The sequence below is a fragment of the Belliella pelovolcani genome (assembly GCF_900156785.1).
Lineage (GTDB): Bacteria > Bacteroidota > Bacteroidia > Cytophagales > Cyclobacteriaceae > Belliella > Belliella pelovolcani.
This window is the reverse complement of record NZ_FTOP01000002.1, coordinates 333,764-358,555: the sequence shown is the minus strand read 5'-3', so window position 1 is coordinate 358,555 and position 24,792 is coordinate 333,764. Positions and strand designations below refer to the sequence as shown.

Sequence of the window (24,792 nt, the reverse complement as noted above, 5' to 3'; positions counted from 1 at the left end):
AAATTCATAATCTACTCCTCAATTAACATCAATGATATCCTGTGAAATCAACTTGTAGATTTCAGCAACCTGTTCATTGTAACTCAAAAACTGATAATGGCTATCCAAGGTGTCATAATCTCCTCTGACAGCAGGACCTGTCTGCGCTTTTTTTGCCCCTAGCTGGAGACTTTTGCTGATGGATTCAATAATCAATGGCTTGAGCATTTCAAAATCCAAACCTTGCCTGCCCATTATTTCCTCTGAGAGTCGAATCATATGATTGGTGAAATTACTAGCAAATACAGCTGCCACATGTAGCGCCAACCGATCCTTCGACTTAACTAGGTAAACCTGGTTTGAAAGGCTTTTGGCAAGTTTTTTAATTTTTTGTAAAGTCTCTTGATCTTCTGATTCTATCAAAAAAGGAACATCTTCAAAATCTACTTCCCTGCCTTTGGTAAAAGTCTGCAATGGATATAGGATCCCAGTATAGGCAGCAGAACTATATCCAAGTATGCTTAGCGGAACTGTCCCAGAAGTATGTACAAGTATGCTTTCTTCAGGAAGGATGATTTCATCTGCTACATTTGATATTGCGGCATCACTAAGAGCTAAAATAAAAATCTCCGCTTGACTATCAGAGAAATCCAAGTCCTCCTTTGGCTCAGCTACATATACAGAATCGCAAAGTTTAGCAGCTGCTGCTATATTCCTGCCATAAACTTCGGTCACTGTGTGTCCTGCATTTTCCAAAGCAGGGACCAAGTGGGAGGCAACATTGCCAGTGCCTAATACTGCGATCTTGAACTTCATAATGAAAGATATAAAAATTCAATGAAGGCCACAGGGAAAAATCAAATTTCCCAAGAGCTTATCAGCTCTTCAGCCTGGCTATTGGGGTTCTTCCACCTTTGGTTTTTTGATCCATGTGAACCAAAACCTCAGCATCCAAAGGAAGAAATACATCTACCCTAGAACCAAATTTGATAAAGCCATATTCTCCACATTGCTGAAGGGGTGATCCTGCATCTACATACCATTTGATTCTCCTTGCCAATGCACCAGCAATCTGTCTTACCAGTAGCTTGGTCCCATCAGTACCTTTGATAACCATGGTGGTTCTTTCGTTCTCAGTACTTGACTTTGGATGCCAAGCCACCAAGTATTTTCCTGGATGGTACTTGAAAAATTCTACAATGCCTGTTATCGGAGATCTATTCACATGGACATTGAAAGGAGACATGAAAATGGAAACTTGCTTTCTTCTATCCTTAAAGAATTCATCTTCTACAACTTCTTCAATTACAACCACCTTCCCATCTGCTGGAGCATAGACCATTCCATCATCATTTCTGACTGGCACGAAGGGGTTCCGAAAAAACTGTAAAATGATCACATAAAAAACCACACTAACTAAAAGCACAACGTTGAGAAGCACTTCTTGAGAGGGGAAGTAATAGTAAAGTGCATAATTGAGGGCTGTCAAAATAATCAGCAGCCAAAACAAGAGCTTTCTTCCTTCTTTATGTATCGTCATGATTGTGTAGATTTCGTCTATCAATTAATTTTATTTTCAAACCCTTTTACCAATCTCAAGTCCCGAGTAACATATCTCATTAGAACTTATGGTAGAACTTTTGAATATGCTCTCTACAACCAATGCTTATAATTTTCATCTTATTGGTATAGAAAAAGGTGTGAAAGCAAAACTTCCACACCTCAAATATAATAAACTTTAGATTCCTGCTATTAGAAGCCTCCTCTGAAAGTGTAAGTCTTAGCGACTTTGTCAATAGCTACAATATAAGCTGCAATTCTCATTGGTACATCATACTTAATGGAAGCTTCATAGACGTGATCGAAAGCATCTTTCATGATTCTATCAGATCTTCTATTGACTCTCTCCGCAGTCCACTTGTAGCCCAATCTATTCTGTACCCATTCGAAATAGGAAACTGTCACACCACCAGCGTTAGCTAGGATATCTGGAACAGCCATGATTCCTTTTTCATTGATGATCGCATCTGCTTTGGCTGAAGTAGGACCATTTGCACCTTCTACGATTAGTTTGGCTTTGATTTTATCCACATTATGAATGGTGATCACATCTTCCACTGCCGCAGGTACCAAAACGTCTACATCAAGCTCTAATAGCTCCATGGGATCATTAAGCTTTTCAGCTCCTTTGAACCCTTCCAAAGTTCCATTATTACCATCTCTGTAAGCGATAGCTTCTTGGATATTGATACCATTTTCATTGTGATAGGCTCCTGAAATATCAGAAATCGCTACAATCTTCAGACCTCTTTCCTCTAATAGTAAGGAGGCCCAAGATCCCACATTTCCAAAACCTTGAACTGCACAAGTAGCTTGGAAAGGGTTGATTTTTAGCTTTTGCATAGCAGCAAGTGCTGACACCATCACGCCACGACCAGTAGCCTCAGTTCTGCCAAGCGAACCACCCAATACGAGCGGCTTACCTGTCACTACAGAGTTCACAGTCATTCCTTTTGCCTTAGAATACTCATCCATCAACCAAGCCATTTCTCTTGGTCCAGTACCCATATCTGGAGCAGGAATATCCTTATCCGGTCCAAACACGTCTAGCATCGCTAGGGTATAAGCTCTCATTAATCTTTCGATCTCTCCTTTGGACATCTCACGTGGATTACATCTCACGCCACCTTTACCTCCACCATAAGGGATGTCTACTACGGCGCATTTCCATGTCATCCAAGCTGCCAAAGCTTTTACTTCGTCTAGGTGAACATCGGGAGCAAATCTAATCCCTCCCTTTGCAGGGCCCAAGATATTAGAGTGAATTACACGGATTCCTTCAAACACCTGGATTTTCCCATTGTCCATGGTGATTGGTAGGGATACGATAACTTGTTTGGCGGGATTTTTTAAAACATTGTAGACTTCATCAGAAAGTCCAAGTTTTTCAGCTGCGAGGTTAAACCTTTCCATCATTGACTCCAACGGATTCTCTGCATCCTTAATGGGAGCCGGTTCAATGTAAGCCATATTGGGTTTTTTTAGTTGAGCTTGTTGAATTACAATACAATATTAAGGAGTATTTTCAATATCGAACAGGCATTTTTAAAAGATTTTCAAAAAGGCTGCGATAAATGGTGCCGATAATAACAATCCGTCAAAACGGTCCATAAATCCACCATGTCCTGGGAGAATTCTTCCCGAGTCTTTGATCTCAATACTTCGTTTGAAAAGGGACTCAATGAGGTCACCATAAGTACCTGCTATGATGATGATTGTAGTGATGCAAAACCACTGCCATTCTGGTAAAGCAGTGAAATATTTGCTCAAAACATAGGCAACTGTATATGCTAAAATTGCGCCTCCAAGGAAGCCTTCCCAGGATTTCTTGGGAGATACTCGCTCAAATAATTTAGTCTTACCAAACTTAGTCCCTGCAAAATAAGCCCCTGTATCAGATGCCCATAATATAAATAATGCACCCACGATCACTTCATAGTGGAAGGTACCATCTACCGAAAATGCCGCAAGGTTCAATAAGGCAAAAGGAACTGCCACATAAAATATTCCTAAGAAAGTAAATGCCACTCCAGTGAAGGGTTTTTTATCTGATTTTCTATACAGCTTGATGAAAAACACCAAGGATGACAATGGAAAGATCAAGAAGTAATATTTGTCTTGCAAGTGCTGCATCTCGATTAGAAAAGAGAGGGAGAAAATGATTACACCAAGAAGGGTCCCAAAACTTTTCAATGGCAACATTCCGTCAAGTCCAGATAATTTATAGAACTCCATTTGGGAAAAAGCCAATATAGTCCCGAAGATCAGGAAATAGCTCCATTCGCTATACACTGAACCAAAGACAATCACAGTCGCCCCAATCAATGCGGTAATGACACGTTGTCCAAGATTACTATAATTATTGATATTAAATCTTGACCTGAGCTTAAAAGGTGATCTCATTCTGAATGATTTTTGAGGCTTCTTGATGGTCTTTTTCTGGCACCATCACTTCTGAATACCCGTGTATTTTGTAGGCAGATTCTTTTTTGTTGAGGATAAAGGCTGGTATTCCATGAGATTCCAAGACACCTTTGACGATCTCAGCCCTGACTGGTGATCCGTCCTCAAACACTTTGCTCCAATTTTTCATCGGTAATAATGGGTTTACATTTGTCTTTAAAAAGCCTCAGACTGATCAATAATATTATCAAACCTCCCAAAGCAATTGGCCAAGAAACGGTGTCTGTTTGTTCTATATCAAATTCCACTTTGCCCAATTTGTTCAAATATACTAAAACTACGGTAAAGGTATTGTTCAAGATATGGGCGATGATCGGATAGACCAAACTTCCAGAATAAAGATAGAGGTAACCAAATATTCCTCCTAATAACATTCTTGGAAAAAATCCATAAAACTGGAAATGAATCGCGGAAAAGATAAATGCTGTAATCCACACACCAAGGTGTGCATTGCCAGTATACTGATGGAGCTTGGGTTGCAATACCCCCCTGAATAATAACTCTTCACCAAGGCCAGCCAAGACACCTATCACCAAAATCCCCATCATCAATTCAGCAGTAGAGTCAAAATCTGTCAGGTATTTGGTCAAAGCCATAAGCTCATCTTCCTTGTCTCGCAAAACTTTCTCTAGCTCTGACAAAAAGGCTGGAAACTGTACATTCCCATTCAAATCGATCAATAGTGCATTGAACATCATTCCTCCAAAAAGTAAAAACAACATGATTATAAAAGGAATGAACTTAAAGTTAGCAATTTGATGTTTGAAGCCCATATCTGCTTTGTCTATAACCTTGGCTATCAGGAAAGCTGCCACGATAAATCCAAACCCTGCTCCAAGTCCTTGCACAAACAAAAAGGCCATGCGGGCATTGGGGTTGGCGCTTTGGGAAGTCAATACTGCGACAAGCTCGTCGAGTGGGATATTAAAAATTGGGTGAACCAAAAGTACAGCTAGTCCTTGAAGCAGGGCAAGTACTCCAAAACTCACCAAAACAGTAACGACTAGAGACAACAACCAGTTACTTTTACTGGCAATTGCGGATCGGGTTTTATAAATCTCCATAATTGCGGTAAATTTACACGATTAAATAGATTTGAGAAGTGGTTAAGATAGGAAACTTAGAATTAGGGGAATTTCCATTGCTTTTGGCACCTATGGAAGATGTCAGTGACCCACCTTTCCGGGCTGTATGCAAGGAAAATGGAGCTGATCTGATGTATACAGAATTCATCAGCTCAGAAGGGCTGATTCGAGATGCTGCCAAAAGTGTTCAAAAACTGGATATATACGATTACGAAAGACCGATAGGAATACAGATTTTTGGTAATGAAATCGAGTCCATGCGTGAAGCAGCTGCCATCGCAGCGGAGGCAGGACCGGATATTCTGGACATCAACTATGGCTGCCCAGTCAATAAAGTAGCCTGTAAAGGAGCTGGGGCAGGCATTTTATTGGATATCGATAAAATGGTTTCCATGACTGCGGAGATCGTAAAGGCCGTCAACATCCCTGTCACTGTCAAAACAAGATTAGGCTGGTCTCAGGACACCATTCGAATCGTGGAAGTGGCAGAAAGGTTGCAAGATGTGGGTATACAGGCTATCAGCATACACGCCCGTACCAGACAACAGATGTACAAAGGCGAAGCAGACTGGTCATACCTCAATCAAGTGAAAGCTAATCCAAGATTACATATTCCCGTATTCGGTAACGGTGACATTGATTCACCTCAAAAAGCAAAAGAATACCGGGAAAAATATAATGTAGACGGTATGATGATCGGAAGGGCATCTATAGGATACCCATGGATTTTCAATGAAATCAAGCATTACTTTGCCACAGGCGAAATGATGGAAGCACCTAGTTTACAAGAAAGGATCAATGTCACCAAGAAGCACCTCGACTTTTCAGTTCAGTGGAAAGGTGAAAAGCAGGGCATCCTAGAAATGAGGAGACACTATACCAATTATTTTAGGGGTATGCCAAACTTCAAACCATTCAGAACAGAGATGGTTACTGCTGAGGGCTATGAACAAGTACTCGGACTTTTGGACCAAGTCGCAGAAGTTTATGCTGATTATGAATTTTCTAAATAAATAAAGATGAAATATGGAGTCAGTACCTCAGTATTGGCTCCTTCATTTTAACCCACCAAAACCATCAATGACCCGAGACATCCAAGCAGAAAGCACTCTTAAGGCATGGGGCTTTCTTATCATCCTAGCACTCATCTGGGGAAGTTCATTTATTTTGATCAAAAGAGGTCTTGAAGTCTATTCACCTGGAGAAGTTGGGGCATTCAGAATTGTAGCAGCTGGAATGGTACTACTTCCTTTGTCTTTGCCTAGGTTGAAATCATTGAATAAAAGACAGGTTAAAAACCTGATTATAGTAGGACTGGTAGGGAGTTTTATTCCCGCATTCCTTTTTGCCAAAGCTCAAACCCAGCTCAGTAGCTCTTTGACTGGCGTATTCAATGCTATGACGCCACTCTTTGTGGTTATCATTGGAGCAATTTTTTTTGGCGCAAGGATCACAAGGAGAAATACGATAGGTTTATTGATTGCGTTTGTGGGAGTTGTAATCCTACTGACCGTAAAGGAGGGTGTAGGCTTTGGGACATTTTCTGAGATCAATTCCTATGCATTCTATGTCTTACTCGCTTGCGTTTGCTATGGAATCAATTTGAATATCATCAAATACAAGTTTGTGGAGCTGAAACCTGTAGCCATCACAGCAATCTCCCTATTGATGGTGCTTCCTGTCGCTTTGGTCTTTTTATTTGCAGCTACAGATTTTTCATTTAAGATTACCCATGCAGAAGGAGGCCTACTGGCTGCTGGCTATATTACTATTTTAGGTGTAGTTGGTACTGCCCTTGCATTAATACTGTTCAACATCATGGTGAAGGTGGCCACACCCGTTTTCGCAAGCTCAGTCACCTATTTGATCCCAATTGTAGCGATTATGTGGGGAATTCTAGACGGTGAGGTTTTATTGCTAGGTCATTATTTGGGTATTGCTGCTGTGATCTTTGGTGTTTGGGTAGGAAATAGACGGTAAACTCCGATTAGCAACTTCACAGAATAACACATTAATCTTCAGACTTCAATCGCTTTCTCCATGCATGTGCCAGCATTGGCAATTGTTGATAGCTTAATACCCCTGCTTTTACTCCTTGTGTTTTCAAAAATAAGTCATTGGACTTTCTACTGATTTCAAGATTAATTGGTTTATACTTTTCCGCATTTCTATTAATAGCTATCAGGTCATTTCTAATGCCTACAGGCAAGGTTCTGTAAAAATGAGTGTACAATTCCTTAGACATTCTATAGAGGTCATTCATCTGATAGCGAAGTAGTCTGAGTTGAGCCGAATACTGTAATAAAATATCATCACTATTGGAGCCGATTACCCAAGCAATAAAATTAGCCTCACCTTCATCTGTGACTCCATAGCTATGGGCCATTTCATGAGCAATGGTAAATGGCTTCTCCAAGGGGTGCAGTGTTGGATCAATATAGCTTTCGCCTGTATATGGAAAATAGATTCCCAAAATACCCATTTTACGCATAAACCCTGCAGGGTAGAACTCCTTCGTTCGAGGCTCTCCTGTAAAATTCAGCCCCAACAAATAGAGATGCTCCCGCATATTTCCACGTACCATACGCTCTAACTCTGAGTAGGGCATAATTGAATCTATCGCTACAGTATCATCTAAAATCAATGGTCTAAGCTGATTCAAGAGATTTCTGGTCAATTCCAATTCTGGGATCAACTCTTCTTCGATCATAGGTCGAGGTTGCATCCCTATCTGCTCAAATACGGGAATACGTTGGTAATTATAGCCCCAAAGTACAAGAAAAAAGAAAATCAAAGCCCCTAGGTAATTAAACAGAGAGCGAATAGTATAGCCTAGTTTTGATTTCCAGCCAACTTTCTTGGAAAAATAATAGGCAAAAATCCCAAAAAATAGAAAAATGGATGCAATAAAAATATATACTGTAGGAAATGGCAACTTGGAAATACTCAGGTCTATTACATTCCGGATTCCAGGAAAAAACTTTCTAGAGTATATCTCTTCTGTTTTTTCAGGTGACTGAATAGCAAAATGCCTGATCAGCAAACTGATCAGGCCTAAAATGCTCCAAGTCCAATTTCCTCTTAACATTCTGAATTAAACACCTTGTGCCTGAACTTCCTTTACTTCAGGAAGCATTCTCGTCAATAGATTTTCTATTCCTGCTTTCAAAGTCACTGTGCTAGATGGGCATCCTGAGCAGCTTCCTTGTAGAAGTACCTTGACTATCCCATCCTGAAAACTATGAAAAACAATGGCTCCACCATCTTGTTCTACCGCAGGTCTGATATATTCATCAAGAATACCTTTTATTTTCTTTACTACTTCAGAATCATTTTCATCAAAGAGTGGATCTTGATCGAATTCCGCCTTTACAGGAGCTTGGCCAGATTCTAAATAGGTTTTTATTTGGTTTCTTACGATATCCTGAATTTCTATCCAGTCTACATCTTCTTTTTTGGTCACTGTCACAAAGTTAGATGCAATGAAAACTCTGTCTACCGCAGCAAAATTGAATAGCTCTAGTGCCAATGGAGAATTTCCAGCACTTGCTGCATCTGGGTAATCGAAACTAATGCCATCATCTACCAACATAAAGTTCACCACAAACTTCAAAGAGTTTGGGTTTGGGTTGGCTTCCATATAAATTGTGGTAGGTCTTTTTTGCGCTTGTAACATGATATGAATTGTCTTAGTCAATATGTTTAGATAAACAGCAAAAGCGCTGTTAAGTTCCTTTTATTTCTGGTTTTGCCATTTAGGCTTGATGATTTGAAAAAGATAAGATAATGTAAATTCTAGATTGGTACTGGTCATATCAAAAATCCTGTCCTGAGTCTCAGGTCTACTGAAATCATACGAAAACCGAACTTCTCCAGCCAATGTACTTTTTCCAAAAAGTTTTGATAATCCAGCTCCAGCGGAAAGTCCATATAGCAATCTTCTAGGGCTATCCTCTACTCCACCATAGGTAGGTAATAGCCCACTTGCTTCGTACTCACGTTGCGTATCTGAAGCATTGAGTAGATAGCCAAAATGTGTCCCTAATTTGATATGAAACCTCCCTTTATTTCCAAAATAAAAATTGGACATAAATGGTACTTTGAGGTAATCCAAGCGAGTCTGATTGGTTCTATCCAAGGTGTCTCGCTGTGTATACCCTAGCTGTATGTACTGCAACTCAATTTGAGCTCCTGCATTTTTGGCCAAAAATTGCTCTATGACAAAGCTATATGTTGGGGCTGTGATTCCAGGGGATCTGGTAGTCCTAGCCCCAGGAGTAAATCTATAGCTGTAATTCGAGACAGAATAACCTCCACGGAATCCTACGCTCGTTTGAGCATAGACTGATTCGCTTAATAGACTTGCAATAAAAATGAAAAAGAGAACAAGGGTATTACGCATAAAAAACTTATTTGTCTTTCCCTTTTTTGATGTCATCAATGTCTTCTCTGTCTTTGAGTTTTTTGTCCTCCACATTTTTATTGAGAAATTCATTGAGCTTGTCAATAGGAAAAGAACTCGATATTTCCCCAAAAGAATCAATATTCATTTTAAACCCCTCCAGGTCTTTATGTACCTTGGGTGTTTCTTCCTTTTTTTTGGACTTTTTAGCCATTAGAAATGATATTTAAAAGGGAGAGCTTCCTCTCCCTATTGTGAATTTATGATTGTACCTGTAAGGTATCTAACGCAAAAGCAATTCTTTTGATCAATTCATCTTTGCCAATGATCGCAAACACAGCCATCAAATCTGGTCCAGCTCCCACACCTGTGACAGCTAACCTTACTGCTTGCATTACTTTTCCAAACTTGATTTCATTCTCAGTCGCCGCAGCTTCAAGCAAGGCCTTTGCTGATTCTGGTGTCAACACTTCTTGGCTAACTTCCAACTTATTTTTATAAGTCGTCAGCACTGTTACTGCCTCCTGATTCCATTTCTTAGAAGCCACAGTTTCGTCAAAGTGCGTTGGTGCTACCAGCATAAATCTGCCTTCTCTCCATAAGTCAGCTGGGAAAGTAGCCCTCTCTTTCATAATTGCAGCTATTTGTGCTGCTTTATCTGCTGCCACCGACAAGCCTTCTTTTTCCACGTCAGCAATTAGATATGACGCTAGTTCTTCATCAGACTTGTTTCTAAGGTATTGCTCATTGTACCACTTGGCCTTATTGATATCAAACTTAGTTCCTGACTTACCAATTCTCTCAATAGAAAAAGCTTCTATCAATTCATCCAAATTGAAAATCTCCCGATGGTCACCAGGGTTCCAGCCTAAGAATGCAAGGAAGTTCAAAAATGCATCTGGTAAGTACCCTGCTTCTCTGAAACCAATAGCTTTATCACCAGAATTAGGATCAGTCCAATCCATCGGGAATACTGGAAACCCGTGCTTGTCGGCATCTCTTTTAGAAAGCTTGCCATTACCATCAGGTTTCAACAACAATGGTAAATGTGCAAACTGTGGCATGGTGTCTTCCCAGCCAAAATACTTATACAATAACACATGAAGGGGAGCAGATGGCAGCCACTCTTCACCTCTGATGACGTGGGTGATACCCATCAAATGGTCATCTACAATATTAGCTAAGTGATAAGTAGGCATACCGTCAGATTTCATCAGTACTTTATCATCAAGGGTATTGGAGTGCACCATAACCCAGCCACGAATCATGTCATTCAGCCTTACTTCTTCCTTTCTAGGGATTTTGATTCGAATGACATATGGTTCCCCAGATGCAAGTCTTGCCTTTACCTCATCTTCTGGTAAAGTAAGGGAATTTTTCATTTGCGTTCTGGTGATGGAATTGTACTGTGGGGATACTACTCTTGCCGCAGTCAAGCGCTCACGCATAGCATCTAGCTCCTCAGAGGTATCAAAAGCATAATAGGCATGCCCTTTTTCTACCAAATCGAGCGCATACTGCATGTACATTGGCTTTCGCTCTGATTGTCTATATGGACCACAAGCTCCGGGATTCCAGGGACTCTCATCAGGAGCTATCCCCAGCCAATCCAAAGCTTCTTTGATATATTCTTCAGCACCCGGTACAAAACGAGTCTGATCAGTATCTTCTATTCTCAATAAAAATTTCCCCCCCATCTTACGGGCAAAAAGGTAATTGTAAAGGGCTGTTCTTACACCCCCAATATGAAGCGCCCCTGTAGGAGATGGTGCAAATCTTACGCGTACTTCTCTATTCATTTGATGTGATTTTCTGATTAATTGAAAATTTGATGTTCCATGTATGTAAAACTGCAAATATCAATCTACAAAGATAAGGAAATCAAAGGTTGAAACCTTATTTTTCCACAGGATCGGGATAAAAAAGAAAATTGGGGAAAAGAGATAAGGCCTTTAGAGTGAAAAATTGCCAATTGATTTTTTACATTTAAACTTTAATTTTAATTCTAAACTCTTTTTATTTGAAATTCCATTTTACACATAACTAAATACACGTTTAATTTTATGAAACTACGTTTATTAATTTTCACTTTATTTTTAGTTTTCTCTCATGCCTATCCACAAATCGCTTTAAAATCAGAAAGAGATGCTGATGGTAATGTAATCATGTATGCAGAGAATAGCACCCCTATACCATATTCAGTCACAATCTACTATAAAAACCTTCAAAACTTGATACCTGATGGAGGAATGACAACAATCAAAGTCGTACCCCCAGGACAAACACTGGTTGGCAAACTCAAAAAAAGCAACCCTTCACAATCTTCAACAAACCTAAACTACAGTTTTATTTCTAGGCCAGGAGACTACAGAGCGAAAACCGATGATAATATTATATACCTACCGCCTGTCAAAAGTGGGGTGGTGATTAAAGCTACACCAATGACCCATATTGAAAACGCCCTTCGAGGTGAGGAAGTCAATGATAGCTACGTAGGCCTTTCTATCACTTTTGAGGAGCCTACCATTATCTCGGCTCCAAGGAAAGGCATAGTTTCAGACATGAAAATAAATGAGAAGATTGAAGGAAATAATGTGTATTTCAATGCAATAGACAATTTTATAGAACTCTATCATGGAGATGGTGTCTTTACAAGGATCAAGGTGCTCAAACCTGGAAGTGCAATGGTAAAGGTTGGTGACACTGTTTTTCCTGGGGATCCTTTGGCAGAATCAGCAGGTGAAAATTATGGAGCCGGACCTCACGTAAGGATGGTACAAAGTAGGTTGGTGAAATCAGGTGAGGAAGTGACTCGTGAAAACATTGAAGTTCTTTTAAGGGGATCTGAGGGTAAAGGTATTCAAATCAAGGAAATGACTGAGATAACGGTAGAACATCCCGAGGAATTGATTATTTTAGAAATGACTAAAAAAGAAAAGAAAAAGCATTTACATAATCTATAAATACGAGTATCCGCAAATTTACACGTTAAGAAAAAGAGGCATTATATCATGCGGATACTTGTCCACAGACAGCAGCCCACAGCTCGTGTGCCGTGGCATAGTCAACTGAAGGTGAAATCATACACTCTTGTATTAATTTTTGGGCTACGTGAAAGTAAACTGATAATCACAAAACACAAAAAGGAAATCCAGATGGATTTCCTTTTTATCTTGAAACAAGAAAGCTTAAGAGTCTTTTCTCACTCTGATTTTTTCCTTGATTCTTGCAGCTTTACCTTGACGTCCTCTTAGGTAGAACAATCTCGCTCTTCTTACTTTACCTTCTCTTAGCAATTCGATTTTCTCGATTGATGGAGAAAGGATAGGGAAGATTCTTTCTACCCCGATACCGTTAGAGATTTTTCTTACTGTGAACGTCTCACCGTTGGTGTTCACATTTTTTCTCTGGATTACAGTACCTTGGAACTGCTGGATACGCTCTTTGTTACCTTCTTTGATTCTTACGTGAACATTGATAGTATCTCCTGCCTTGAAAGAAGGGAATGAAGATCTTACTTCATTGTATTCCGCTTCTACAAATTTGATTAGTTCGCTCATAGCTTTGTATTTTATGTGCTTGTAGCAATCATCCTTGGGATGATTTTCTGTTAAATTCTTTTATTTATCGCTTGTTGCTGTCATCGCCACTTAGAAATCTTTCCTATCCATCAGGTCAGGTCTTCTTTCTTGTGTTCGGCGAACCGATTGCTCAAATCTCCAATCCTCGATCTTGGCTTGGTGTCCTGAGAGTAAGATTTCTGGAACTTTCATTCCTTCATATTCTGCAGGTCTAGTAAATACTGGAGGAGCGAGTAATCCATCCTGAAAGGAATCAGTCAGTGCAGAAGTTTCATCATTGAGCACTCCTGGGATCAAGCGAATGATCGCATCAGCTAAAACTGCGGCGGCCAATTCTCCTCCAGAAAGTACAAAGTCACCGATACTGATTTCTTTGGTGATGAATCTCTGTCTAACCCTTTCATCTACTCCTTTGTAATGCCCACACAACATCATCAAGTTTCCTTTTAAAGACAATTCATTCGCCATATTTTGGTTGAATGTACTGCCATCGGGAGTTAGATAGATGATTTCGTCATAGTCTCTCTCACTTTGGAGCTCTTGAATACATTTTGCGATAGGTTCTATCATCATGACCATGCCTGCTCCGCCACCAAAAGCGTAGTCGTCGACTTGCTTCTGCTTGCCAGTGGCATAATCTCTCAAGTTATGTACTTTGACTGTCGCTAGACCTTTTTCTTCTGCTCTTTTCAGAATAGAATGTGAAAATGGACCATCTAATAAGCCTGGTACTACCGTGATGATGTCTATGCGCATCATTATTCCTCTAGATATATTTCAAGTAAGCCTTCTGGGAGCTGACAGTAAACTTTTTTAGCTGTCTTGTCTACCTTTTGGATAATTCCGTCTTGAATGGGAATCAGAACTTCTTTTCCTTTATGGTCTACACCCAATAAATCTTGTGTTTGAAGATCATAGATAATTTTGATTTCCCCGATTGACCCGAGGGATGCATCTACTACTTCGAATCCTATCAGTTCATGGAAATAATATTGGTCTTCACCCAATTCCTCCAGTGCCGTCAGCGGTAGGTATAATTCCGAACCGACTAACTTTTCTGCATCGTCCATGGTATTGTAATCTTCAAATTTTGCCAACACCTTATTGTTTGGCTGAAGATCAAAATACTCAAGAAAGAAAGGAACGAGTCTGGATTTTTGATCGATAAAGACATGCTCTATGCCTTCATACGCTTCTGGATAATCCACATCCAATACTATTGTAACTTCCCCATGAAGACCATGAACCTTAGCAATATAGCCCAATTGAAAACAATTGTCTTTGTTCATGGCAAGGTAGGATATTAGGCTTGAGTTTCTTCACCATCAGCAGAAGCTTCAGGAGCTTCTTCTGCAGGAGCATCAGCAGCTTCTGCAGCCTCAGCGGCAGCAGCAGCTTTCGCTTCGTCTTCTTTAGCTTTGATAGCATCAAGTCTAGCTTGGTTTTTAGCTGTTTCAGCATCGAGTGCTTTCTGACGAGCATCCGCTTTCGCTTTAGCCAATTTGTCAACTTTGCCAGTGATTGCTTCTTCTTTGCTCGCTTTCCAAGCTTCGAATTTTTTGTCAGCCTCTTCCTGAGAGATTGCTCCTTTCAAGACACCGATTTGAAGGTGCTTCTGAAGTAATACACCTCTGTAAGAAAGCATTGCCTTTACAGTGTCTGTAGGCTGCGCACCATTCAACAACCATTTAAGAGCACGCTCATTGTTGATGTTGATTGATGCAGGGTCAGTGTTTGGGTTGTAGGTACCCAATTTCTCGATAAAGCGTCCATCACGTGGAGCTCTAGCATCAGCTACTACTACGTCATAGATGGCTAATCTTTTTCTACCTCTACGCGCTAATCTGATTTTTACTGCCATATTATATTGATATTTAGTGAATTGATGGATCCCGTCCATCTTGATTTTTGGACTGCAAAGATAGCGCTTTTAAATTGAAAGTCACAAGTAGTCAGAAATATATTTGCTTTGGTCGAAGGTTTTGAATTAAATTAGCATTTCTTCGAAGGTGAAGGGTGGAGATAATGGTCGAGATGGTTTGAAAATGTACAAAATACGAAGTATGATGTACAAAGAAATAGAGCACAATTCTGGTAATACTCGATCAAAAAAAGACTGAACATCTTGAAGTATGTTATAATTGAGAAGAAATTGGCACACGAGAAATTTTTCTTAAATCAGGGGCAAAAAAGGAGTTTCTGAAATGTTTGAAATAATATGGCTGCGTAGTTCAATGGATAGAACAAGCGTTTCCTAAACGTTAGATCTAGGTTCGATTCCTAGCGCGGCTACTAGAACCAAGCAGAGGTGCTTGGTTTTTTTATGCCTTGAAATTGTTGAGCTGATATCTGTGCCGCACATGAAGATTCTTTTTAGTGAAGGTGGAAGGGTTAACCAAAGTGAAACCGTCAGACGGATTGAAAAGGCCCAATAACAGTAAATATGATTATAAAGCCATACTAGAAACTAATAAATAAATTTCTTCTTTTAATAAACTTTTTATATGTTAGCAGAAATTTAGTTATAATGAATTTCAAATATAGAATTGTAAATTTTCTTGTTGATATTTCAGCCTTTTTGGTTTTTTCAATAGTAATCTTGTGGGTTTTCAAAGGGGTTATTGAAAAAGAATCGGTTAGAAACTTCCTCATTGGATTTTACTTTTTCTATTATTTTACAAGTGAATTGGTTTTTGGACAAACGCTCGGTAAGATGCTTACCAAAACAAAAGTTGTAGACAAAAGAACTGGCGAAAAAGCAAAGGCCTATCAAATTTTGATTAGAACATTCTTAAGGGGACTCCCCTTCTATTTTCTTTCTTATTTCATTACCGAAAAAGGTCTTCATGACCATTTTTCACAAACTATATTAATCAAATTCTAAATTTTCAATCCAATGAAAAAAACAATCACAAAATTGCTTTCCATGGTTTTGATCATGGCATCATTGTCAAGCTGCGCTACCATCTTTGGTGGACCGGTGACAGAATATCAAAGAACGAAGCCAGGGCCAGGTGAGCCTCAAAGAAAGGTGAGGGTTGGTGCTTTGATTGCCGATATCATTCTTTTCTGGCCGGGAGCCATTGTAGATTTTGCAACAGGTGCAATCTACAAGCCAGAAGGAAAATAAAAAAGGAAGCCATCCAGATATAATTGGATGGCTTTTTATTTTACTTATTATCTCAGAAGAATATTTTGAGGTGCTTTCTAAAATCAATCAACTAAAAGCGGTATCTTCCTACAAATCTTAAAATCATGGCAAAAGAACACACCGCAAAAAAAGCCGAAAAGAAAAAACCTGAGAAGAGTTTAAAGGAAAAAAGGGCTGACAAAAAAGCCAAACAAGAAGATAAGAAAAAAAGAGACTAATCATTTTTTTCTAATTGCTTGCACAAATAAAAAAAGCGGCTTTCAAGCCGCTTTTTTTATCTATATCAAAGCCCAAAAGCCTTTTTGATCTTATCTACATAGTCTAGTTTTTCCCAGGTAAACAACTCCACATCCAAATCAATGGACTTGCCATCGGGCGTAAAGAAGGTTTTGCTGACTACTTCATTTTTTCGACCCATGTGACCATAAGCCGCTGTCTCTTCATAGATCGGATACCTCAACTTGAGTCGCTGTTCTATGGCATAAGGGCGCATATCAAATATTTCCTCTACTTTCTTGGCAATTGCTCCATCGGAAAGTCCCAATTTTGAAGTCCCATAAGTATTCACATAGATCCCCATGGGCTTAGCCACTCCGATGGCATAGGATACCTGAACCAAGATCTCGTCTGCAATACCTGCAGCCACCATATTTTTAGCGATATGTCTAGTCGCATAAGCAGCAGATCTATCCACCTTGGAAGGATCTTTACCAGAAAATGCTCCCCCACCATGGGCGCCCTTGCCGCCATAAGTATCAACGATGATTTTCCTGCCAGTCAATCCAGTATCCCCATGTGGCCCTCCAATGACAAATTTGCCAGTAGGGTTGATGTGGTAAGTGATATCCTCAGTGAATAAGGCTTGAATTTCTGGTTTCAATTGAGCTTTTACTCTTGGAATCAAGATAGCAATCAAGTCTTCCTTAATTTTGGCAAGCATGGTAGGCTCATCTGCAAAGTCATCATGCTGTGTAGATATCACAATGGCATCGATGCGCTGAGGTACATTATCATCAGAATACTCGATCGTCACCTGAGATTTAGAATCTGGTCTAAGGTATTTGATTTGATCATTTTCTCTTCTCAATGCTGCCAACTCTCTCAATATTCTATGCGAAAGGTCCAAAGCCAAAGGCATGTAATCTTCGGTCTCTTTGGTGGCATAGCCAAACATCATCCCTTGATCTCCTGCTCCTTGTTCTTCTGGACTGTTCCTGTCTACTCCTTGATTGATGTCTGGTGATTGCTCATGAATGGCCGAAAGTACACCACAAGAATTACCGTCAAACATATACTCTCCTTTGGTATAACCGATTCTATTGATTACATCTCGGGCAATCTTCTGTACATCCAAATAGGTATCAGAATTAACTTCCCCTGCCAAGATTACTTGCCCAGTGGTAACCAAAGTCTCGCAGGCTACCTTTGATCGGGGATCAAAAGCCAAAAAATTATCAATCAATGCATCAGAAATCTGATCTGCAATCTTATCCGGATGTCCCTCAGAAACTGACTCTGAGGTAAATAAATATGGCATATATATACTGCTTTTTTACTGATTCTTAAATAGTGCGTAAAAATACGGTTTAGGAGCGAAATAAAAAATGAAGCACTCAACCTTATGATGGATGGGGATGGATTCAAATCAGTTTTAATTAACTTTGAAATTATGATCTCCACAATTAGAAAATTAATTTTGAAGCAAGAAGAAAATTAAATGCAACACTGTTGCATATTAAAAATATTCAGAATACCTTTGGAACCTAATCATTCATATAGTGTTCTCTTCATTTGAATGATGATGGTTGACAATTAGACTCCAGTCTTCGGGCTGCAGTCTTTAATTAGAAAAATCAAGAACACCTATGAAAAAGTTAGCTTTGACACTTATTGGAGGAATGCTTCTCCTGAGCAGCATGGTAAGCCCAGATCCAGATATGTGGGCCATGTTTTCCAAAACCCGCTTTATAGAAAAACTGAATAGGGAATTTGGGATGTATTTTTTATATCCTAAATTTTCAGATGAACTCAAAGCGCTAGAGGGAACAACAGTGACTGTGTCGGGGTTTTATATCCCACTGGAAATGAATGCTTCCAATATTGCAGTGATCTCCAAGTTCCCTCAAGCTGAATGTTTCTTTTGTGGGGGGGCAGGTCCAGAGAGTATTGTAGTCGGCTATCTCAAAAAGAAACCCAATCGCAAAATCAAAACCGATGAAATCGTCAAAATAAGAGGAAAACTGAGGCTCAATGAAGACGATATCGAAGAGCTGAATTTTATCCTCCAAGATGCCGAGATCATCTTAGACTAAAATGCAAAAAAAACTTCCTGTAACTGTTCTTAGCGGATTTTTAGGAGCTGGCAAAACAACCCTCCTCAACCACATTCTCCACAATAAAGAAGGCCTCAAGATTGCTGTCATCGTCAATGACATGAGTGAGGTCAATGTAGATGCACAACTGGTCAGACAGGAAAACACCTTATCGCGTACCGAAGAGCGCTTAGTAGAAATGAGCAATGGCTGTATCTGCTGCACCCTCCGAGAGGATCTTATGATTGAAGTAGAGCGATTGGCCAAGGAAAATCGTTTTGATTATTTATTAATCGAAAGCACAGGGATCTCAGAGCCTCTTCCAGTTGCTCAGACATTTAGCTTTGTGGATGAAGAAAAAGGCATAGACCTTTCAAGATTCAGTCAATTGGACACCTTGGTTACTGTAGTCGATGCTTATAATTTTTACAAAGATTTTGGAAGTGCAGATACTGTCTATTCTAAAAATCTCAACGATGATCCAGAGGATCAAAGAAGCATTGTCAACTTACTCACTGATCAAATAGAATTTGCCAATGTCATTCTGATAAATAAGGCTGATTTGGTAGAACCGAGTCATTTGGCCGAACTGAAAGCAATCATAGCCAAACTCAATCCAGCAGCTAAAATCATCATCACAGAAAACTCCAAAGTCAGCCCTTCTGAGATATTAAACACCGGTATGTTTGACTTTGAAGAAGCCTCCAATTCTGCGGGGTGGCAGGCGGAGCTTGAAAAAGACCACACTCCTGAGACGGAAGAATACGGTATTTCTTCTTTTGTATTCAGAGATAAGCGTCCTTTTCACCCCCAGAGGTTTTGGGACTTTATTTCATTCAACTGGCCAGGCAATGTGATTAGGAGCAAAGGGCTATTCTACATTGCTTCAAGAAAAGACCAAGCCATCTCTTGGTCACAAGCAGGCGGATCTGTCAAAGCAGAACCTGTTGGTGTATGGTGGGCCAGTATGCCATTCAAGGATAGGACGCGATATGCTTCTTACTTAGACAATCAAATATTGATAGAGGCCAAATGGGATAAGAACTTTGGTGATCGGAAAAATGAACTGGTGATCATCGGTCAAGACTTAGATCAGGAATTGATTCAGGGAGAATTACAAAAGTGCTTGCTCAATCCCAGTGAAGTGGCAGCATTTCTGAAAGGGCAAAAGTTTACCGACAACTGGCCTATTTAAGTTGCACTTTTTCCCGCTAGCTTCGTTATACTACTATGGATCAAAAACCTAAAAAATCAGAAGAGGAAGCCGAAGACTGGGATTTCAGCGAAGGTTTTGGAGGGATTCCAGATGATTTGGATTTGACCAAGAACATCGGCTGTACTGGAGGAGGAAGTAGAAAGAAGCAAAAAGAAAATTCTGCTCAACCTGAAAGCGGTAAAGAAAATCAAGATTAAAACCAAAATAGCTACCCAAATGGGTAGCTATTTTGGTTTTAATCACAAAAGGCTGATTATTTTTTGCCTTCTGGATAATAGTGATTGACATCTCTCTGAGGGAATGGAATTTCGATGTCATTGGCTTCAAATGCTTCTTTGAGCGCTTCCATATTATCCCAATAGACTGGCCAAAGGTCTCCTGCGTCTGCCCAACATCTTACTACCAAATCCAAAGAACTATCTCCAAAACTAGTAAACTTCACTACAGGCTCTGGGTCAGCATGAATTCTCTCGTCTTTTCCTAACGTAGACAAGATCACCTGTCTGGTTTTCTTCAGATCAGTACCATAAGCTACACCTATAGCCATCTCCACCCTTCTGGTAGGTTTCTGAGAAAGATTTACAATTGAATTATTTGCCAAGGCGCCGTTTGGAATGGTCACTACCCTATTGTCAAAATTTCTCACTTTGGTATATAAGATATCTATACTTTCTACGGCTCCCAGTGTGCCTTGCGCTTCAATGGTATCTCCTACTTTGAATGGTTTAAAAATCAAGATCAAAACTCCTCCTGCAAAATTTGACAAGGAACCCTGTAAGGCCAAACCCACAGCCAAACCCGCCGCACCGAGAATAGCGATAAATGAGGTAAGTTCCATTCCAACTTGAGTCGCAATAGAGATAAATAAGAGTACAAATAGTAATGCCCTTGAAAAGCTTGTTAAGAATGTGGATAAAGAAGCATCGATTTCATATTTATCAAAAACCTTATTGAGACCCTTCATCAATAAATTGATGATGTAACGCCCAATAACAAAGGTAATAAGTGCTCCAAGTAAGCTTGGGCCGTACTGAAAGACAAAATCAATCGCTCTTTCTTGAATCTTTTCTACTGTTTCTAAATCTAATTCCATATCTGAAAGTTTAAGTTTAAAATGAGTTTACAAATTTAAGAATTCCATACAATTACCTGCCATCTGAATGCCCAAAACCACTTTATCGCATACGATTTGATTTGGCTATGCTTCAGAAGCTCTTTCCAATCTGCCCTAGAAAAAGCCCTCAATACTGATAGTGGCCCGTCATTTTTGACCATGTCTGACTTAGAAAAGAATCTCGTCAGCAACGTGATGCTGTAATATGCTACGCTATGCCTGTGTAGGTCATTGATCACTATACCTAATTTTGCCTGATCGAGCAGTGATTTCAAGAGCATTTGTAGTTCTGAATCCGTAAAGTGATGGGTAAAGAGCGTACAGGTGATGATATCTACTTTTGTCCCCAAAAACCCTGCCTCAAAGACATTTTTGACTAAAAATTCTACATTGTTCAGGTCAGCTAATCGCTCTTTTGCAAATTCAATGGTATTCGGATTGGCATCTACTCCAATGAAATGCAGGTTTAGGTTCTTTTTTATTGCCCAATCTCCCATCACCCTGATCATATCCCCTCCTCCACAGCCAATATCTGCGATGGTATAGGATGCTTGGGGAAATTTGGCTGTGATTTTATCCAACCCATCGGTAGTGACATGATTTCCACCTAGGAGCTTATTGATAGACTTGAGCTCTTTTAAAGTCTGATCCAACACAGGCCCATCGCATGCGAGGTCATCCATAATCTCTTTCTCTGAACTGCGTTGGTTGAAATCTATCATGACTTATCCAATAAAAGTGTTTCTAATGTCAAGCCAGGCCCAAAGCCCATTGCTAAAATATTACCCTTCCTATTTTCATCTTTGAGCCACCGCTCAAGTACAAAAAGGATTGTCACCGAAGACATGTTGCCATATTGCTTCAATACATCATGTGAGTGATTGTTTTGAAGTGTTGATATCCCAAAAGCTTCTTCCACTTTTTGTAAAATCTGCTTCCCGCCTGGATGCACTGCAAAATGTTCCACTTTAGAAAGTTGATGCAATTGCTCCAAATAATCAGACAGTTCTGCTAGTCCCTTGTGTAACAGCTCTGGGACATATTTGCTCAGCTTCATTTCGAAACCAAAGTTACCAATTCTCCAGGCCATATCCTGTACCCCTTCTTTGATAATCTGACTGCCGTAATTTTTAATAGCCAACCCCGTGCTGGCTTTTGTAACCAATGCAGCTGCCGCTCCATCTCCAAAAATCGCATTGGCAATCAGGTTGTCTTCATTGTATTCCTTCTGAAAATGAATGGTGCATAGCTCTATAGACAAGATCAATACTTTGGCAGGGGGATCAGCATCGCAAATTCTATCTGCTAGCTTGATAGCATTGAATGCAGCATAACATCCCATAAAATGAATGCAATATCGCTCCACATTACTAGGAATCCCCAGCTCGTGGATCAAGTCGACCTCCAAGCCTGGGGCATACATCCCAGTACAGGATACCAAGATAAGATGGGTAATTTCATTTGGTAATACATTTACTTTACCAAGACAATTGCCTACTGCGGCAATACTCAATGCCAGCGCTTCCTTTTCGAATACTTGCATACGCTGGTCTGTAGAAGGAAATGGCTCTAGGGCTTCATTGGGAGGAAAAAATCGAAAATCCTCCGGGTTATCAAACTTGAAATCCTCCAATGCACTATGCCTGAAGTCAATTCCCGAAGCCTTGTATACAAAATTTAGCTTCCTGCCTTCTATTTCATCCAGTTGATGCGCAAGTTTCATAAACTTACTGATTTGCATCTGGGGAATTGGGGCTCCTGGGTTGGCTGTGCCTATACTCAAAATATGGTTTTCCATCAAAACGGTATCGCTGTTAAAATTAAATTTGGATGACTAAAATGAAACAAGTACTTTCCACAAAAGTTAAGAAAAACAATTCATAATCTTATGTTCAGTCTATCTAGTTGGAAGCATTTAAGGATCCCTTTTTCTTTTTACCTCCTTCCTGTTTTTATTTTTGCCTTGGCTTTTACTCCCAATCACAATCCAGAAAGGATGCTTTTGGTTTTTCTCAGCCTCCATCTATTTCTATATCCCTCCAGCAATGGCTACAACTCCTATTTTGATAAAGACGAGGGTAGCATCGGGGGTCTAAAAAATCCTCCAAAGGTGAACAAAGGGCTATACTACCTCTCTTTGGCTTTTTTCCTTATTGCAATAGTTTTAGCTGCTTTGATCAATCCCTCGTTTGCTGGTATGGTCATCGTGTATGGTCTAGTATCTATGGCCTACAGCCACCCGAGCATCCGACTCAAAAAAATGCCTTATATCAGTTGGCTTGTCGCTGGTTTTTTTCAAGGGTGCTTTACTTTCTGCATGGCCTATGCGGGTTTGAGTGATTTTGGGTTTGAGGTATTGACAAGATCACATGTGTTGATTCCTGGACTTCTGACTTCCCTAATGCTATGGGGTTCTTATCCACTGACGCAAGTATATCAGCACGAGGAAGATGCCAAAAGAGGAGACATTACCCTCAGCTTGAAACTTGGTATCAAAGGCACATTTCTTTTTGCTTCAATTTGGTTTTTGGTCGCAGGTGTAGCCTTTGCATGGTTTTTTCTAGATAGAAATCAAAGTTGGGCGTTTTATGGCTTTTTGATAGCCATGACTCCAGTGCTATTATACTTCCTCTTATGGTTTTCATTCGTGAAAAAAAATCCCGAAAAATATACCAATTACGCTTGGGCCATGTGGATGAACAGAATATCCGCTATAGCTTTGAATGTTTTCTTTTTTTGGTATTTCTTAGAAAACACTCAAATCCTCCAAGTAATCTGATCAGACAGCCTCTCCATGAGTTCGCTTCATGATTTGATTGGCTATAAACGGTGATCTCTTGATCAAGCTTACGGAAAATTCTGAGACTCCTTTTGCCCCAAAAAGCCTCTGAACATTTCGACCCACCCAAAGCCTTTGCTTGAAATGGGCATTCCACTTTGAGGTATAAAAGCGCTCAATTTCATTTCTTTCTTTAAACTTAATAAGTGCCTCAGCTGCCAGCTTACCTGTATGGATAGCGATTGCCATCCCATTGCCACAGAGAGGGGTGATCAGACCTGCTGCATCCCCCGCCATAAGGATATGGTTTTCTACAGGTTGCTTAGGGGAAAAATTGATTTCATTGATCACTTCAGGTCTTTCAAACAGAAACTCACTGTTTTTCCAAATGCTTTTTAAGAAAGGGTTTTTCCACAGAAAATCTACTTCCATTTGCTCAATAGTGCCAGCAGCTCTGAGTTGTTCTCTAGAACCTAGATAGCACAAATTAAAGATGCCATCTTCTACCCGATTGATTCCACAGTAGCCTCCTTCAAAGTTATGAAGTGCCACTGTGTTTGGATCATAATCAATTTGGATATGGTACTTCACTCCAATATAAGGACTCCGCTGAGACATAAAACCTCTTCCCAAAAACTTATCAACTTTCGAACGTTTTCCATAAGCCCCTATCAAATGATTACAACAAAGCTGACTACTATCACCCAGAGTAAGGATAAATTTCTTTCCCTGATCATCGAAAAACACCTCTTCTACTTGATGCTGTAGCAAAAACTCTGCTCCATTTTTCTTAGCCTTATGATAGAGAAAATTATCCAAGGCATACCTACTGACCCCAAATCCGCCTAGGTCTAATGGCATACTCACACTTTTGCCCTTGGTTGAGGTAAGTTGAAAAGTATGGATATCCCCAATATCCAGGTCGCTTGGAAATAGTTCCTCCTTCATTAAAAAATCCCGCACTTCATTACTGATATATTCTCCACAAACACGATGGAATGGATAAGCCTTTTTTTCAATCACCAAAACTCGTTTACCTGCTTTTCCAAGCAAGTTAGCAGCAATCAACCCTGCCAATCCTCCACCAATAATTATAATATCTTGTACTTGCATGGATTTATATACCTTTTATTTGGATGATTTACCGCTT

At 39.9% G+C, this 24,792-nt stretch carries 29 protein-coding genes and 1 tRNA gene; 10 read left to right on the top strand and 20 right to left on the bottom strand.

The window, feature by feature from the left end; translation table 11 throughout:
* Positions 1–18: 18 nt before the first annotated feature.
* The 6 genes from BW935_RS03760 to BW935_RS03735 all read right to left on the bottom strand — a co-directional run bounded on the left by BW935_RS03760 (position 19) and on the right by BW935_RS03735 (position 5,066).
* Positions 19–795, bottom strand: a complete 777-nt coding sequence (locus BW935_RS03760) for a Rossmann-like and DUF2520 domain-containing protein (RefSeq protein WP_076498703.1) — start codon at positions 793–795, stop codon at positions 19–21.
* A 61-nt stretch (positions 796–856) separates the two neighbouring features.
* A complete protein-coding gene (locus BW935_RS03755) occupies positions 857–1,519 on the bottom strand; it encodes a phosphatidylserine decarboxylase family protein (protein WP_076498701.1) in 663 nt (220 codons plus the stop codon).
* Positions 1,520–1,731: 212 nt separating this feature from the next.
* Entirely contained in the window at positions 1,732–3,009 is a 1,278-nt protein-coding gene (locus tag BW935_RS03750; protein ID WP_076498698.1) for a Glu/Leu/Phe/Val family dehydrogenase, read from the bottom strand.
* Between the two features lie 75 nt (positions 3,010–3,084).
* Positions 3,085–3,942 carry a phosphatidate cytidylyltransferase gene (locus tag BW935_RS03745; protein WP_076498695.1) on the bottom strand — a complete coding sequence of 286 codons (858 nt, stop codon included), beginning with the start codon at positions 3,940–3,942 and terminating at the stop codon, positions 3,085–3,087.
* Entirely contained in the window at positions 3,926–4,132 is a 207-nt protein-coding gene (locus BW935_RS03740) for a putative signal transducing protein (RefSeq protein WP_076498693.1), read from the bottom strand. Before BW935_RS03740 ends, BW935_RS03745 begins: the two co-directional genes overlap by 17 nt.
* Positions 4,107–5,066, bottom strand: a complete 960-nt coding sequence (locus BW935_RS03735) for a CPBP family intramembrane glutamic endopeptidase (RefSeq protein ID WP_076498691.1) — start codon at positions 5,064–5,066, stop codon at positions 4,107–4,109. The genes BW935_RS03740 and BW935_RS03735 overlap by 26 nt, the downstream gene beginning before the upstream one ends.
* 38 nt (positions 5,067–5,104) lie before the next feature.
* On the opposite strand from BW935_RS03735, the gene dusB reads away from it, so the two are divergent.
* A complete protein-coding gene (gene dusB / locus BW935_RS03730) occupies positions 5,105–6,100 on the top strand; it encodes a tRNA dihydrouridine synthase DusB (RefSeq protein WP_076498689.1) in 996 nt (331 codons plus the stop codon).
* A gap of 67 nt (positions 6,101–6,167) precedes the next feature.
* On the top strand, positions 6,168–7,067 hold the full coding sequence (locus BW935_RS03725; protein WP_076498687.1) for a DMT family transporter: 900 nt from the start codon (positions 6,168–6,170) through the stop codon (positions 7,065–7,067).
* A gap of 31 nt (positions 7,068–7,098) precedes the next feature.
* On the opposite strand, the gene BW935_RS03720 is transcribed toward BW935_RS03725, so the two are convergent.
* From BW935_RS03720 to gltX, 5 genes are read right to left on the bottom strand one after another with little or no spacing between them, the layout of a single operon-like run.
* A complete protein-coding gene (locus tag BW935_RS03720) occupies positions 7,099–8,175 on the bottom strand; it encodes a DUF3810 domain-containing protein (RefSeq protein WP_076498684.1) in 1,077 nt (358 codons plus the stop codon).
* A gap of 6 nt (positions 8,176–8,181) precedes the next feature.
* Positions 8,182–8,763, bottom strand: a complete 582-nt coding sequence (locus BW935_RS03715; protein WP_076498682.1) for a NifU family protein — start codon at positions 8,761–8,763, stop codon at positions 8,182–8,184.
* 60 nt (positions 8,764–8,823) lie between these two features.
* Entirely contained in the window at positions 8,824–9,489 is a 666-nt protein-coding gene (locus BW935_RS03710; protein WP_076498680.1) for a porin family protein, read from the bottom strand.
* Between the two features lie 7 nt (positions 9,490–9,496).
* Entirely contained in the window at positions 9,497–9,703 is a 207-nt protein-coding gene (locus BW935_RS03705; protein WP_076498678.1) for a hypothetical protein, read from the bottom strand.
* 46 nt (positions 9,704–9,749) lie between these two features.
* On the bottom strand, positions 9,750–11,288 hold the full coding sequence (gltX, locus tag BW935_RS03700; protein WP_076498677.1) for a glutamate--tRNA ligase: 1,539 nt from the start codon (positions 11,286–11,288) through the stop codon (positions 9,750–9,752).
* Between the two features lie 264 nt (positions 11,289–11,552).
* Here gltX and BW935_RS03695 point away from each other — a divergent pair, with 264 nt between their 5' ends.
* A complete protein-coding gene (locus BW935_RS03695; protein ID WP_076498675.1) occupies positions 11,553–12,452 on the top strand; it encodes a M23 family metallopeptidase in 900 nt (299 codons plus the stop codon).
* Positions 12,453–12,677: 225 nt separating this feature from the next.
* Here the strand turns inward: BW935_RS03695 and rplS are convergent, their stop codons facing one another.
* The 4 genes from rplS to BW935_RS03675 form a co-directional block, all read right to left on the bottom strand.
* Complete coding sequence (gene rplS / locus BW935_RS03690) at positions 12,678–13,049, bottom strand: 50S ribosomal protein L19 (RefSeq protein WP_076498673.1); 372 nt, start codon at positions 13,047–13,049, stop codon at positions 12,678–12,680.
* 90 nt (positions 13,050–13,139) lie between these two features.
* The gene (gene trmD / locus BW935_RS03685; RefSeq protein WP_076498834.1) at positions 13,140–13,826 is read right to left on the bottom strand and encodes a tRNA (guanosine(37)-N1)-methyltransferase TrmD; all 687 of its coding nucleotides are present in this window, start codon (positions 13,824–13,826) and stop codon (positions 13,140–13,142) included.
* A gap of 2 nt (positions 13,827–13,828) precedes the next feature.
* Positions 13,829–14,359, bottom strand: a complete 531-nt coding sequence (gene rimM, locus BW935_RS03680; RefSeq protein WP_076498672.1) for a ribosome maturation factor RimM — start codon at positions 14,357–14,359, stop codon at positions 13,829–13,831.
* 14 nt (positions 14,360–14,373) lie between these two features.
* The gene (locus tag BW935_RS03675) at positions 14,374–14,931 is read right to left on the bottom strand and encodes a 30S ribosomal protein S16 (RefSeq protein ID WP_076498832.1); all 558 of its coding nucleotides are present in this window, start codon (positions 14,929–14,931) and stop codon (positions 14,374–14,376) included.
* Between the two features lie 359 nt (positions 14,932–15,290).
* Between BW935_RS03675 and BW935_RS03670 the strand changes: the two genes are divergently transcribed.
* From BW935_RS03670 to BW935_RS03660, 3 genes are all read left to right on the top strand, one after another.
* Positions 15,291–15,362, top strand: a tRNA-Arg gene (locus BW935_RS03670).
* Positions 15,363–15,597: 235 nt separating this feature from the next.
* A complete protein-coding gene (locus BW935_RS18845; protein ID WP_076498670.1) occupies positions 15,598–15,954 on the top strand; it encodes an RDD family protein in 357 nt (118 codons plus the stop codon).
* A gap of 12 nt (positions 15,955–15,966) precedes the next feature.
* Complete coding sequence (locus BW935_RS03660; protein WP_076498669.1) at positions 15,967–16,200, top strand: hypothetical protein; 234 nt, start codon at positions 15,967–15,969, stop codon at positions 16,198–16,200.
* Positions 16,201–16,504: 304 nt separating this feature from the next.
* Here the strand turns inward: BW935_RS03660 and metK are convergent, their stop codons facing one another.
* Positions 16,505–17,758 (bottom strand): methionine adenosyltransferase, encoded by a 1,254-nt coding sequence (gene metK / locus BW935_RS03655; RefSeq protein WP_076498667.1) that lies wholly within the window; start codon positions 17,756–17,758, stop codon positions 16,505–16,507.
* A 328-nt stretch (positions 17,759–18,086) separates the two neighbouring features.
* Here metK and BW935_RS03650 point away from each other — a divergent pair, with 328 nt between their 5' ends.
* From BW935_RS03650 to BW935_RS03640, 3 genes are read left to right on the top strand one after another with little or no spacing between them, the layout of a single operon-like run.
* Complete coding sequence (locus BW935_RS03650; protein ID WP_076498665.1) at positions 18,087–18,533, top strand: hypothetical protein; 447 nt, start codon at positions 18,087–18,089, stop codon at positions 18,531–18,533.
* A gap of 1 nt (position 18,534) precedes the next feature.
* Positions 18,535–19,728, top strand: coding sequence for a GTP-binding protein (locus tag BW935_RS03645; RefSeq protein WP_076498664.1), 1,194 nt, complete (start codon positions 18,535–18,537; stop codon positions 19,726–19,728).
* Between the two features lie 35 nt (positions 19,729–19,763).
* On the top strand, positions 19,764–19,946 hold the full coding sequence (locus BW935_RS03640; RefSeq protein ID WP_076498662.1) for a hypothetical protein: 183 nt from the start codon (positions 19,764–19,766) through the stop codon (positions 19,944–19,946).
* A 56-nt stretch (positions 19,947–20,002) separates the two neighbouring features.
* Here the strand turns inward: BW935_RS03640 and BW935_RS03635 are convergent, their stop codons facing one another.
* The 3 genes from BW935_RS03635 to BW935_RS03625 are packed head-to-tail and all read right to left on the bottom strand — an operon-like array spanning position 20,003 to position 22,661.
* A complete protein-coding gene (locus BW935_RS03635) occupies positions 20,003–20,842 on the bottom strand; it encodes a mechanosensitive ion channel family protein (protein ID WP_076498660.1) in 840 nt (279 codons plus the stop codon).
* Positions 20,843–20,877: 35 nt separating this feature from the next.
* Positions 20,878–21,585 carry a methyltransferase domain-containing protein gene (locus BW935_RS03630; protein ID WP_076498658.1) on the bottom strand — a complete coding sequence of 236 codons (708 nt, stop codon included), beginning with the start codon at positions 21,583–21,585 and terminating at the stop codon, positions 20,878–20,880.
* Positions 21,582–22,661, bottom strand: a complete 1,080-nt coding sequence (locus BW935_RS03625; RefSeq protein WP_076498657.1) for a type III polyketide synthase — start codon at positions 22,659–22,661, stop codon at positions 21,582–21,584. Before BW935_RS03625 ends, BW935_RS03630 begins: the two co-directional genes overlap by 4 nt.
* Positions 22,662–22,751: 90 nt before the next feature.
* Here BW935_RS03625 and BW935_RS03620 point away from each other — a divergent pair, with 90 nt between their 5' ends.
* The gene (locus tag BW935_RS03620) at positions 22,752–23,642 is read left to right on the top strand and encodes a UbiA family prenyltransferase (RefSeq protein WP_076498655.1); all 891 of its coding nucleotides are present in this window, start codon (positions 22,752–22,754) and stop codon (positions 23,640–23,642) included.
* On the opposite strand, the gene BW935_RS03615 is transcribed toward BW935_RS03620, so the two are convergent.
* The gene (locus BW935_RS03615; RefSeq protein ID WP_076498653.1) at positions 23,643–24,755 is read right to left on the bottom strand and encodes an NAD(P)/FAD-dependent oxidoreductase; all 1,113 of its coding nucleotides are present in this window, start codon (positions 24,753–24,755) and stop codon (positions 23,643–23,645) included. It lies immediately after the preceding gene.
* Positions 24,756–24,792 lie beyond the last annotated feature (37 nt).

Excerpts from the sequence above, each read along its gene's own strand:
- BW935_RS03760 (WP_076498703.1), bottom strand. The coding sequence starts at position 795 with ATGAAGTTCAAGATCGCAGTATTAGGCACTGGCAATGTTGCCTCCCAC.
- BW935_RS03755 (WP_076498701.1), bottom strand. The coding sequence starts at position 1,519 with ATGACGATACATAAAGAAGGAAGAAAGCTCTTGTTTTGGCTGCTGATT.
- BW935_RS03750 (WP_076498698.1), bottom strand. The coding sequence starts at position 3,009 with ATGGCTTACATTGAACCGGCTCCCATTAAGGATGCAGAGAATCCGTTG.
- BW935_RS03745 (WP_076498695.1), bottom strand. The coding sequence starts at position 3,942 with ATGAGATCACCTTTTAAGCTCAGGTCAAGATTTAATATCAATAATTAT.
- BW935_RS03740 (WP_076498693.1), bottom strand. The coding sequence starts at position 4,132 with ATGAAAAATTGGAGCAAAGTGTTTGAGGACGGATCACCAGTCAGGGCT.
- BW935_RS03735 (WP_076498691.1), bottom strand. The coding sequence starts at position 5,066 with ATGGAGATTTATAAAACCCGATCCGCAATTGCCAGTAAAAGTAACTGG.
- BW935_RS03725 (WP_076498687.1), top strand. The coding sequence starts at position 6,168 with ATGACCCGAGACATCCAAGCAGAAAGCACTCTTAAGGCATGGGGCTTT.
- BW935_RS03720 (WP_076498684.1), bottom strand. The coding sequence starts at position 8,175 with ATGTTAAGAGGAAATTGGACTTGGAGCATTTTAGGCCTGATCAGTTTG.
- BW935_RS03715 (WP_076498682.1), bottom strand. The coding sequence starts at position 8,763 with ATGTTACAAGCGCAAAAAAGACCTACCACAATTTATATGGAAGCCAAC.
- BW935_RS03710 (WP_076498680.1), bottom strand. The coding sequence starts at position 9,489 with ATGCGTAATACCCTTGTTCTCTTTTTCATTTTTATTGCAAGTCTATTA.
- BW935_RS03705 (WP_076498678.1), bottom strand. The coding sequence starts at position 9,703 with ATGGCTAAAAAGTCCAAAAAAAAGGAAGAAACACCCAAGGTACATAAA.
- gltX (WP_076498677.1), bottom strand. The coding sequence starts at position 11,288 with ATGAATAGAGAAGTACGCGTAAGATTTGCACCATCTCCTACAGGGGCG.
- BW935_RS03695 (WP_076498675.1), top strand. The coding sequence starts at position 11,553 with ATGAAACTACGTTTATTAATTTTCACTTTATTTTTAGTTTTCTCTCAT.
- rplS (WP_076498673.1), bottom strand. The coding sequence starts at position 13,049 with ATGAGCGAACTAATCAAATTTGTAGAAGCGGAATACAATGAAGTAAGA.
- trmD (WP_076498834.1), bottom strand. The coding sequence starts at position 13,826 with ATGCGCATAGACATCATCACGGTAGTACCAGGCTTATTAGATGGTCCA.
- rimM (WP_076498672.1), bottom strand. The coding sequence starts at position 14,359 with ATGAACAAAGACAATTGTTTTCAATTGGGCTATATTGCTAAGGTTCAT.
- BW935_RS03675 (WP_076498832.1), bottom strand. The coding sequence starts at position 14,931 with ATGGCAGTAAAAATCAGATTAGCGCGTAGAGGTAGAAAAAGATTAGCC.
- BW935_RS18845 (WP_076498670.1), top strand. The coding sequence starts at position 15,598 with ATGAATTTCAAATATAGAATTGTAAATTTTCTTGTTGATATTTCAGCC.
- BW935_RS03660 (WP_076498669.1), top strand. The coding sequence starts at position 15,967 with ATGAAAAAAACAATCACAAAATTGCTTTCCATGGTTTTGATCATGGCA.
- metK (WP_076498667.1), bottom strand. The coding sequence starts at position 17,758 with ATGCCATATTTATTTACCTCAGAGTCAGTTTCTGAGGGACATCCGGAT.
- BW935_RS03650 (WP_076498665.1), top strand. The coding sequence starts at position 18,087 with ATGAAAAAGTTAGCTTTGACACTTATTGGAGGAATGCTTCTCCTGAGC.
- BW935_RS03645 (WP_076498664.1), top strand. The coding sequence starts at position 18,535 with ATGCAAAAAAAACTTCCTGTAACTGTTCTTAGCGGATTTTTAGGAGCT.
- BW935_RS03640 (WP_076498662.1), top strand. The coding sequence starts at position 19,764 with ATGGATCAAAAACCTAAAAAATCAGAAGAGGAAGCCGAAGACTGGGAT.
- BW935_RS03635 (WP_076498660.1), bottom strand. The coding sequence starts at position 20,842 with ATGGAATTAGATTTAGAAACAGTAGAAAAGATTCAAGAAAGAGCGATT.
- BW935_RS03630 (WP_076498658.1), bottom strand. The coding sequence starts at position 21,585 with ATGATAGATTTCAACCAACGCAGTTCAGAGAAAGAGATTATGGATGAC.
- BW935_RS03625 (WP_076498657.1), bottom strand. The coding sequence starts at position 22,661 with ATGGAAAACCATATTTTGAGTATAGGCACAGCCAACCCAGGAGCCCCA.
- BW935_RS03620 (WP_076498655.1), top strand. The coding sequence starts at position 22,752 with ATGTTCAGTCTATCTAGTTGGAAGCATTTAAGGATCCCTTTTTCTTTT.
- BW935_RS03615 (WP_076498653.1), bottom strand. The coding sequence starts at position 24,755 with ATGCAAGTACAAGATATTATAATTATTGGTGGAGGATTGGCAGGGTTG.